Genomic DNA, 9,099 nt, shown 5'->3' with positions numbered 1-9,099 from the left:
CGCGGTTCCCGTGTTAACGCCGTGAGCAACGAATTGTCCGGCGAACGCATCGACATCGTATTGTGGTCTCCTGAGCCTGCCCAATTCGTGATGAATGCGCTGTCTCCTGCCGAAGTAAGCCGCATCGTAATTGACGAAGACAAACACGCTGTTGACGTAATCGTTGATGAAAACCAACTGGCGCTGGCCATCGGCCGTGGTGGTCAAAACGTCCGTCTGGCTTCCATCCTGACCGGCTGGCAGCTGAACATCATGACCGTTGAAGAAGCAGACGAGCGCAATGCCGCCGAAGATGCCGTTATCCGCAACCTCTTCACCACCCACTTGAACATCGACGACGAAACCGCCGATATCTTGGTGGAAGAAGGTTTTGCCACTTTGGAAGAAGTTGCTTACGTTCCAGCGGCGGAATTGCTCTCGATTGACGGTTTTGACGAAGAAATCGTTGAAACCCTGCGCAATCGCGCACGCGATGCGATCCTGACCATTACCATCGCCGCAGAAGAAAAACTGGGTGAAGTGTCTGAAGACATGCGCAATTTGGAAGGCGTAGATTCCGATATGTTGCGCAAACTGGCCGAAGCCGGCGTTACCCAACGCGATGATCTGGCCGAATTGTCTGTTGACGAATTGGTCGAAATTACCGGTGTTGACGAAGAAGAAGCCAAAAAAGTGATTTTGGCTGCACGCGAACACTGGTTTACTGAAGAAAATAACTAAGGGGGTACTGAATGAGTAATACAACCGTAGCGCAATTTGCCGCCGAACTAAACCGCCCCGTCGATGATTTGCTTAAACAATTGAAAGAAGCCGGGGTCAACAAAAACAGCGGCAATGACAGCATAACCACTGACGACAAACAACTGTTGACTGCTTACCTGCAAAAGAAAAACGGCAGCAACAGCGGCACCATCAGCATCCGCCGCAAAAAAACCGAAGTCAGCACCGTTGACGGCGTAAAAGTGGAAACACGCCGCCGCAGCCGTGCCGTTACCATTCCTTCTTCCGAAGAATTGGCAGCGGAAGCCAAAGCCAAAGTAGCAGCGGAAAACCAAAAAGCCGAAGCAGAGAAAGCAGCCGCTCAAGCTGCCGAAGAAAAAGCCAAAGCTGAAGCAGAAGCTGCCGCAAAGGCCGAAGCCCGTGCCAAAGCAGAGGCCGAAGCAGCCAGGCTGAAAGCAGCCAAAGCCACACCAAAAGCGGAAGGCAAACCTGCCGAAGCCAAAAAAGAAGAAGCCAAACCAGTTGAAGCCGTAGAAGCTAAGGCTGAAGTAAAAGTTGAGTCTAAAGCAGACAATAAGCCGTCTGAAAAATCCGTTGAAGCCGAAAAACCAGCCGATGCCAAAAAACCTGCCAAAGCCAAACAAGACAAAGGCAGCAAAGGCAAAGAAGCGAAAAAGACCGCCAAACCTGCCGCTCCTGCCGCACCGCAACCTGTCGTCAGCGTGGAAGAACAGGCTCAACGCGATGAAGAAGCCCGTCGTGCCGCCGCCCTGCGTGCGCATCAAGAAGCCTTGTTAAAAGAAAAACAAGAGCGTCAAGCACGCCGAGAAGCTATAAAACAACAGGCCGAGAAAGACTCAAAACCTACTAAAGAAGCCAAATCAGGCGAACGCAATAAACCTGCCGAGAAAGCCAAAGCAGCATCCGGCGAAGGCAAATCCGAACACAACGCACGCGGTAAAAAAGAAGACCGTCGTGAGCGTGATGAAGACACTCAAGGTCGCAATGCTAAAGGCAAAGGCGGCAAAGGCGGTCGCGACCGCAACAATGCTCGCAATGGCGACGACGAGCGCGTACGCGGCGGCAAAAAAGGCAAAAAACTCAAACTTGAGCCAAACCAACACGCCTTCCAAGCGCCGACCGAACCTGTCGTACACGAAGTTTTGGTGCCTGAAACCATTACCGTTGCCGACTTGGCACACAAAATGGCCGTTAAAGGCGTCGAAGTGGTTAAAGCCCTGATGAAAATGGGCATGATGGTAACCATCAACCAATCTATCGACCAAGACACTGCCCTGATTGTGGTGGAAGAACTCGGCCACATCGGTAAACCTGCCGCCGCCGACGACCCTGAAGCATTCTTGGATGAAGGCGTTGAAGCAGTAGAAGCCGAAGCATTGCCGCGTCCTCCGGTTGTTACCGTGATGGGTCACGTTGACCACGGTAAAACCTCCCTGCTGGACTACATCCGCCGTGCCAAAGTGGTACAAGGCGAAGCGGGCGGCATTACCCAACACATCGGTGCATACCACGTTGAAACCCCACGCGGCGTGATTACCTTCTTGGATACTCCGGGTCACGAAGCATTTACCGCCATGCGTGCGCGCGGTGCGAAAGCAACCGATATCGTGATTCTTGTGGTAGCAGCCGACGACGGCGTAATGCCTCAAACCATCGAGGCGATTGCCCACGCTAAAGCCGCGGGCGTGCCTATGGTGGTAGCGGTAAACAAAATCGATAAAGAGGCGGCCAATCCCGAGCGTATCCGCCAAGAGCTGACTGCGCACGAAGTCGTGCCTGACGAATGGGGCGGTGATGTACAGTTCATCGACGTTTCCGCTAAAAAAGGCCTGAACATCGATGCATTGCTCGAAGCTGTCTTGCTCGAAGCCGAAGTTTTGGAACTGACTGCCCCAGTCGATGCACCTGCCAAAGGCATTATCGTTGAGGCACGTTTGGACAAAGGCCGCGGCGCGGTTGCCACATTGCTGGTTCAAAGCGGTACGCTGAAAAAAGGCGATATGCTGCTGGCCGGTACTGCATTCGGTAAAATCCGTGCAATGGTTGACGAAAACGGCAAAGCCATCAATGAAGCCGGCCCGTCTATCCCTGTCGAAATCCTCGGCTTGTCCGACGTACCGAACGCAGGCGAAGATGCAATGGTATTGGCCGACGAGAAAAAAGCGCGCGAAATCGCCCTCTTCCGTCAAGGCAAATACCGCGACGTGCGCTTGGCCAAACAACAGGCCGCGAAACTGGAAAACATGTTCAACAACATGGGCGAAAACCAAGCCCAATCCTTGTCCGTCATCATCAAAGCAGACGTACAAGGTTCTTACGAAGCTTTGGCTGGCAGCCTAAAAAAACTGTCCACCGACGAAGTGAAAGTGAACGTGTTGCACAGCGGTGTTGGCGGTATTACCGAATCTGATGTCAACTTGGCCATCGCTTCCGGCGCATTCATCATCGGCTTTAACGTCCGTGCAGATGCTTCCGCACGCAAACTGGCTGAGAATGAAAACGTGGAAATCCGTTACTACAACATCATTTACGATGCCATCGACGACGTGAAAGCCGCCATGAGCGGTATGCTCTCTCCGGAAGAGAAAGAGCAAGTAACCGGTACGGTCGAAATCCGTCAGGTTATCTCCGTTTCCAAAGTCGGCAATATTGCAGGCTGTATGGTTACCGACGGTGTGGTCAAACGCGATTCCCATGTCCGCCTCATCCGCAACAATGTAGTTATCCATACCGGCGAGCTGTCTTCTTTGAAACGCTACAAAGACGACGTCAAAGAAGTCCGCATGGGCTTCGAGTGTGGTCTGATGCTCAAAGGCTACAACGAGATTATGGAAGGCGACCAACTCGAATGTTTCGATATCGTCGAAGTTGCCCGTACTCTGTAATCAGACAGGCCGTCTGAAAAATCAGAAGCAGGTTTTGCAATGCGAAACCTGCTTCTTTTTTTCAGACGGCCTTTTTACAACCATTCATAGTTTGAAACTATGGAAATTAATGTGTGGTATATAAGAAACAAAACAGCCGCACAAGGCAAAGCCATTTGTCAAAAGAATAGACGGCAAACTAAGCCTGATAAGGCTCTCTATATATTGTCATATCTTAACGTTTCTGTTGTTTTTATCAAATTTCGGCACTAGTATATACAGCCTAAACACAATACAAATTAAGCAATACCGGCCATATGCCGGATACGTTTACTTCCTTGTTACTCTCATCAATATCTAAAGAAAATATCATGACAATCAAAAAAGCAATGCGCAATTTGAATTACGACATTTAGAGCAATTGCAGCCATCTCCCCTTGCACAAGCAACAACAGGCACATCGGGAGATGACGTTTATTATGTAACCCGCAGCGACGATAAAATCATTGAAAACCCAAATGGCAGAGATGATACGGTTTACAGTTGAAAACCGGCGATGATTGGGTCTTAACCATCAAAGATACAGGCGACACCCTGACCATCCATGACATTGCCAACAATAATGTCGACAGCTTTGTATTCGAAAACGGTAAGAGCTACACCGCCGACGAAATCAACAAAGCACTGATTACTGAAAATACACAAAACAACGGTATCCTGTAAAACTCAAAGGCCGTCTGAAACCTTAATTCAGACGGCCTTAGTCCTTTGCTGATTTATTTATCGTTCTGCTATATAATTATTCTCATTCGAATTCACAAGAAAGAATAAAAATGGATGCCTTAAATCTCCTCACCACGCGTCGCTCTTCCAAAAAACTGACTGCTCCGGCACCCAATGCCGAGCAACTGGAACAAATGCTGCAAGCGGCAACACAAGTTCCTGATCACGGCAATATGCGCCCTTACCGCTTTACTGTGATTCAAAGCGAAGTCGGCTTACAACGTTTCCGCGAGCTGTTGAGCAATACCGTTACCGAACTCAACTTCGGCGATGATACCATGAAAAAAGCCGAACGCTTCGGCAACATGGCGCCTATGATTATCGGCGTTACATTTACGCCAAACCGTGAAGTGGCAAAACCCAAACCTGAATGGGAGCAAATGCTGACTGCCGGCTGCGCCGCCTATGCTTTACAACTGGCTGCTTCTGCTCAAGGCTTCGACAACGTTTGGATTACGGGCATGTGGGTCAACAGCCCATTGTTGCGCGAAGCATTTGAGTGTGCCGACAAAAACAAAATCATCGGTCTGATGATGATTGGTTCGCCGACAGAAGAAGGCGGCGGCCCGAAAAATACCAACTTGGAATGTTTTACAACTTATTGGTAAAGCCTGAAAACACTAAGGCCGTCTGAAAACCTGATTTAATGGTTGTTTAGACGGCCTTTTTATATCTATTATCGAAGCATCAAGCCGGATACATAAACGCTTCAATTTCTTCCAAAGAAATATCCGCCGTCGCGCCATGGCGTGAAGCCACCAATGCACCCAACGCACAAGCAAAAGCAATGGCTTCTTGAGGAGGCGCATTGTTCAGCAGTTTGTAAGTCAAGCCGCCAAGGAAGCTGTCGCCGGAGCCAACGGTATCCACCACTTTGACGCGGAAACCGCAATGACGGTATAACTCGCCGTCCTTATACAAAACCGCGCCATGGCTGCCTAAAGTCACGCAAAGGATTTTGACGCCGGTCAGCTCAACGAGGTAGCCGATATTTTGCTCGATACTGTGATAAGGAGAGCCATAGGCCGCAGCCAATTCATACAACTCATCATCATTGAGTTTGACCATATCGGACTGTTTCATGGTCTCCAACAAGCGGTCAAGATCATAATGGGGCTTGCGCAGATTAACGTCAAAAATTTTGAATTTGGCTTCTTTCAGCAAAACAGCCAAGCTTTTACGCGAAACTTCATCACGGGTTGCCAAGCTGCCAAAAACGAAAGCATCGGATTCTGCCACACGTTTGATTGCCGCATCATCAACCGCAATCCTGTCCCACGCGCAAGGATAGACAATCTCATAAGACGCGCTGCCACACTTATCCAAATGTACTTTCACCAAGCTGGTCGAACATTCATGACAAACCTGCAAATAATCAGTATTGACGTTTTTGCTTTGAATCTGGCGTAGCAATTCTTCGCCATCGGCATCATCGCCACGACGGCTGATGATGGCAGTATCGATACCCAAAGACTGCAAACGAACGGTAACATTCAGGGGTGCACCACCCAATACCTTTCCGTTTGGAAAATCGTCCCACAGCACTTCGCCGAAACTGGTTACTTTCATTCTTGGCCTTCCTTTTTTGAGGTTGATTGGCAGGGTCTGCACGCCCAACAGATTTTTTGCAAATCATGTACTTGTAGTAAAACTCCAGCATCGGGGGCAAAAGTATTATGTTTTAAAATATTGGGACTGACAAGCAATTAAGGGCATATCAGACAATAAACTTGATTCATCACAAAATTATATTGTTCCTATTTTTTTCTTTTTCTTTCACATTTATCCCTTTCTATTTCATTAAAACAAAATATTCTGAAATTTAAATACAAAAGGCCGTCTGAAAACTGATTCAAACAATTTTCAGACGGCCTTTATCGAATTATTGCAGTGTTTAGACTACAACTTCTTCTTTTTTCTTCACTTCTTTGGCAATGTTCTCACGGCTCAAGCCAAACATCAGCAAGAGCGGGCTGGCAACCAATACGGAAGAGTAAATACCGAACACGATACCGATGGTCAGCGCCATAGAGAAACCGTGCAAGGCTGCACCGCCGAACACCAGCATAGAAACAACCATTGCCTCGGTCGAACCGTGGGTAATGATGGTACGGCTCATGGTTGCGGTAATCGCGTTGTCGATGACTTCCGGCACGGTGTGGCCGCGCATATGCGGCTTACGGAAGTTTTCACGAATACGGTCAAACACAACCACGGATTCGTTCACGGAGTAACCCAAAACTGCCAAAATACCTGCCAAGACAGTCAGTGAGAATTCCCATTGGAAGAAGGCGAAACAGCCGAGAATAATCACGATATCGTGCATATTCGCAATAATCGCGGATACTGCAAAACGCCACTCAAAACGCATGGACAAGTAAATAATGATACCTGCCACCACGAAGCCCAATGCCATCAAACCATTGGTAACCAATTCTTCACCAACCTGAGGGCCGATAAATTCGACTTGGCGCAAGGTAACGTCAGGATTGTCTTTTTTCAGCAAATCCATCACTTGGTTGGACAACTGGGCTGACGTTACGCCTTCTTTGTTCGGCAGGCGGATCATGATGTGTTTGTTCGTACCCAATGCCTGAACCTGTACATCACCCATTTTCAGCGTATCGAGGCGTTCGCGCGTTTTATTCACATCCACGCCCTGCTGATATTGGACTTCCATTACTGTACCGCCGGTAAATTCGACGGAGAAATTCAGTCCTTTGGTTACCAAAAAGAACACGGCGGCGATAAACGTAACCAACGAAATAAAGGTCGTCAGTTTGCCGTAGCTCATAAACGGAATATCGCGTTTGATTTTAAATAATTCCATGTTTTACTCCTTGCCTTCTGCCATTTCAGCTTTCGGCTTCCATACCGCACCAATGGAAATATTCCGCAATTTGCGACGGCGGCCGTACCACAGGTTAACCAAAGCACGGAACACGACCACAGACGAATACATCGAGGTCAGAATACCGATACAGTGCACAACAGCAAAACCACGTACAGGGCCGGAACCAAATACCAACAAAGCAATACCGGCAATCAGAGAGGTCAAGTTAGAGTCGACAATGGTTGCCCAAGCATGTTGGAAACCGAGGTTGATGGCCTGTTGAGGTGGTATACCTGCGCGTAATTCTTCACGGATACGTTCGTTAATCAATACGTTGGAGTCAATCGCCATACCCAATGTCAATGCCAACGCAGCAATACCCGGCAGGGTCAGCGTTGCCTGCATGGCAGACAAAATACCTACCAAGAACAAGATATTGGTACTCAAAGCGATGGTAGAGAAGAAACCCATCAGGCGGTAGTAAACCACCATAAATGCGGCAACGGCGGCAAAGCCCCACAAGGTAGAATTGAAACCTTTTTCAATGTTTTCCTTACCCAAAGACGGGCCGATGGTACGTTCTTCGACAATCTGCATAGGCGCAGCCAGCGAACCGGCACGCAGCAACAATGAAGTATCGTTGGCTTCGGCAGTTGTCATGCTACCGGAAATTTCCACACGGCCACCGGTAATGGCGGAGCGGATGACAGGCGCAGTCACAACTTCGGATTTACCTTGGTCGATCAACACCATAGCCATACGTTTACCCACATTGGCCGAAGTCAATTCGCCAAAAATGCTGCCACCTGCGCTGTCCAAGCTCAGGCTCACAGCAGGAGCGCCCATTTGGTCAAAGCTAGGTTGCGCGTCGTTGATGTTGTCGCCGGTCAGTTCAACTTGTTTGTTGACCAAAATAGTTTCCGGATGATCGCCACCGCTTGACAGTAACTCATAACCAGTCGGTACATTACCGTTTAAGGCTTCTTGCAGTTTAATCGGATCGTCTTCCACCATGCGTACTTCCAAAGTCGCAGTACGACCGATAATGTCTTTTGCTTTGGCAGTATCTTGTACACCCGGCAGCTGTACAACAATGCGGTCAAGACCGGATTGTTGGATAACCGGTTCTGCCACACCCAATTCATTCACACGGTTGTGCAAAGTGTTGATGTTTTGCTTAACCGCATCAGAGCGTACTTTATTAATCGCCTCTTCAGACAGAGTCAGCACGATATTGTTACCGTCTGCAACTAAAGTGGCTTCAGGGAACATTTTTTGCAACTGAGGCAAGGCCTTTTGTACATCGGCGGCATCTTGCAGAGGTACGGTCAGACCGTTTTCAGCCTGATGCACCGTACCGGTACGGATTTTTTCGCGACGCAATTCGCGGCGGATGTCGCCGGCGTAACGTTCAAACGTTTTCTGCATCGCGGCTTTCATGTCCACCTGCATGGTGAAATGCACACCACCACGCAAGTCCAGACCCAAGAACATCGGATTGGCTTTAATTTTCTCCATCCACTCAGGACTGTCCGCCAAAAGATTGAGCGCGGTAATATAGCCTTCGCCCAAAGTGTTTTCGATGACATCACGCGCTTTCAATTGCGTTTCAGTATCTTTAAAACGCACTTTCAGCGAGTTATCGACAATGAACATACCGTCAGTCTGAATACCTGCGCTTTGCAACGCAGAAGACACTTTCGACTGGGTTTGCTCATTGATAACGATGGCTTGTCGGTTGGTCGATACCTGTACGGCAGGCGTTTCACCGAAAAGGTTGGGCAACGAGTAAACAGCCGCAACCACAATCGTGAACGCAATCAGCAGGTATTTCCATAAAGGATAACGGTTCATGGTAAACCTTTGCTTTATTTATAA

General features: G+C 48.7%; 7 protein-coding genes. 4 read left to right on the top strand and 3 right to left on the bottom strand.

Translation table 11 applies throughout. The features are described from left to right. From nusA to ACTHSP_RS06410, 4 genes are all read left to right on the top strand, one after another. The coding region (gene nusA / locus ACTHSP_RS06425) for a transcription termination/antitermination protein NusA (RefSeq protein ID WP_440345833.1) at positions 1-720 on the top strand (720 nt) is incomplete at its 5' end. Positions 721-731: 11 nt separating this feature from the next. Then, entirely contained in the window at positions 732-3,626 is a 2,895-nt protein-coding gene (gene infB, locus ACTHSP_RS06420; RefSeq protein WP_440345832.1) for a translation initiation factor IF-2, read from the top strand. Between the two features lie 522 nt (positions 3,627-4,148). Beyond that, positions 4,149-4,328, top strand: coding sequence for a calcium-binding protein (locus ACTHSP_RS06415; protein WP_049350724.1), 180 nt, complete (start codon positions 4,149-4,151; stop codon positions 4,326-4,328). Positions 4,329-4,438: 110 nt separating this feature from the next. Next, positions 4,439-4,996 (top strand): nitroreductase family protein, encoded by a 558-nt coding sequence (locus ACTHSP_RS06410; protein ID WP_440345831.1) that lies wholly within the window; start codon positions 4,439-4,441, stop codon positions 4,994-4,996. A gap of 79 nt (positions 4,997-5,075) precedes the next feature. Here ACTHSP_RS06410 and ACTHSP_RS06405 read toward each other — a convergent pair whose 3' ends face one another. From ACTHSP_RS06405 to secD, 3 genes are all read right to left on the bottom strand, one after another. Continuing rightward, positions 5,076-5,957, bottom strand: a complete 882-nt coding sequence (locus tag ACTHSP_RS06405; RefSeq protein WP_049350726.1) for a carbohydrate kinase family protein — start codon at positions 5,955-5,957, stop codon at positions 5,076-5,078. 325 nt (positions 5,958-6,282) lie between these two features. Then, a complete protein-coding gene (gene secF, locus ACTHSP_RS06400) occupies positions 6,283-7,218 on the bottom strand; it encodes a protein translocase subunit SecF (RefSeq protein WP_003686183.1) in 936 nt (311 codons plus the stop codon). A 3-nt stretch (positions 7,219-7,221) separates the two neighbouring features. Next, a complete protein-coding gene (secD, locus tag ACTHSP_RS06395) occupies positions 7,222-9,075 on the bottom strand; it encodes a protein translocase subunit SecD (protein WP_049350728.1) in 1,854 nt (617 codons plus the stop codon). Positions 9,076-9,099 lie beyond the last annotated feature (24 nt).

The sequence above is a fragment of the Neisseria sp. P0001.S005 genome (genome assembly GCF_051963715.1).
The sequence above is the reverse complement of the archived record's forward strand: the minus strand, read 5'-3'. Positions and strand labels throughout refer to the sequence as shown.

Excerpts from the sequence above, each read along its gene's own strand:
- infB (WP_440345832.1), top strand. The coding sequence starts at position 732 with ATGAGTAATACAACCGTAGCGCAATTTGCCGCCGAACTAAACCGCCCC.
- ACTHSP_RS06410 (WP_440345831.1), top strand. The coding sequence starts at position 4,439 with ATGGATGCCTTAAATCTCCTCACCACGCGTCGCTCTTCCAAAAAACTG.
- ACTHSP_RS06405 (WP_049350726.1), bottom strand. The coding sequence starts at position 5,957 with ATGAAAGTAACCAGTTTCGGCGAAGTGCTGTGGGACGATTTTCCAAAC.
- secF (WP_003686183.1), bottom strand. The coding sequence starts at position 7,218 with ATGGAATTATTTAAAATCAAACGCGATATTCCGTTTATGAGCTACGGC.
- secD (WP_049350728.1), bottom strand. The coding sequence starts at position 9,075 with ATGAACCGTTATCCTTTATGGAAATACCTGCTGATTGCGTTCACGATT.